General features: G+C 72.4%; 2 protein-coding genes. Both read left to right on the plus strand.

Annotation, left to right across the window (positions count from 1 at the left end; all coding sequences use genetic code 11):
* The coding region (locus tag AC58EF_RS28510) for an efflux RND transporter periplasmic adaptor subunit (RefSeq protein WP_497279732.1) at positions 1-802 on the plus strand (802 nt) is incomplete at its 5' end.
* Positions 802-1,183: efflux RND transporter permease subunit (locus AC58EF_RS28515; RefSeq protein ID WP_497279734.1), on the plus strand; the 382-nt coding region annotated here is incomplete at its 3' end. The genes AC58EF_RS28510 and AC58EF_RS28515, both read left to right, overlap by 1 nt.

A 1,183-nucleotide genomic window follows, 5' to 3' on the forward strand; every position in this document is an offset into this window, starting at 1 on the left:
CGGCGGGTCGGCCACGGCCACTCGCCAGGTCGCAGGCGAGATCGTCGTTCCGCCGATCAGCGCGAACGGGGTGCCCGTCAACTCGACCACCAACCTCCAGCAGATTGGGAGCCAGCAGGCCGCCGCTGACGCCGAACTGGCGCGTGCGACCGCGCAGGCGCGGTTGACGCGGATCGCGCTCAACCGCGCCGACGCGCTGGTGCGCGAGGAAGCGGGCAGCGTGCGCGCGCGCGACGAGGCCGCCGCAGCGCTCGCAGCGGCCCAGGCCGCGTTCGGCGCCGCCCGCCAGCAGCGCCGGTTGCTGGGACCGGCGGTCGCGACGCTCGGATCACAGCCGGTGCTATGGGTGCGGGCGTCGGTATTCGGCAGCGACATGGGCGATGTGCGCCGCGATGCCGCGGCTACCGTTCGCACCTTGGGCGAAGGCGGGGCGCCGCGCGCCGCGCGTCCCGTGCAGGCTCCGCCGTCCGCCAACACCGCAGCCGGCACGGTCGACCTCTACTACGCGATCGACAATCGCGACCGCGCCTTCTGGGTCGGGCAGCGGGTCGCGGTCGACCTACCGCTCACCGGGCAGACCCAAGGACTGTCGGTGCCGTCCGCGGCGATCCTGCGGGACATTTACGGCGGTGAATGGGTCTATCAGAAGACCGCGCCCGACACCTTCGTCCGCCAGCGCATCGAGGTCGCGTCCGAGAGCGGCGGGCGTGCGCTGCTCGCTCGCGGCCTCGCCCCCGGGGCCCAGGTCGTGACCGCGGGCGCGGCCGAGCTGTTCGGGACCGAGTTCGGGGCGGCCCACTGATGCTCGGCCGGCTCGTTCATTTCGCGCTCGCCCAGCGCGTCCTCGTCCTCGCGCTCGCGGGCTTGCTCGTCGTCCTAGGCGTGCGCGCCGGGCGCGATGTCCCGCTCGACGTGTTCCCCGAGTTTGCCCCGCCTATAGTGGAAATCCAGACCGAGGCACCGGGCCTCTCCACCGAGGAGGTGGAAAGCCTCGTCACGGTGCCGATCGAGACGGCGGTTAACGGCGTCCCCGGGCTGATGACGCTGCGGTCCAAGTCGGTGCTCGGGCTGTCGTCGGTGCAAATCCTATTCGAGCGCGGCTCCGACGTGATCCGCGCCCGCCAGATGGTCGGCGAGCGGATCGCCCAGGTTCAACCGCGCCTGCCGCTCGCGGCGCAACAAC

The sequence above is a fragment of the Sphingobium sp. WR1 genome, assembly GCF_059693745.1.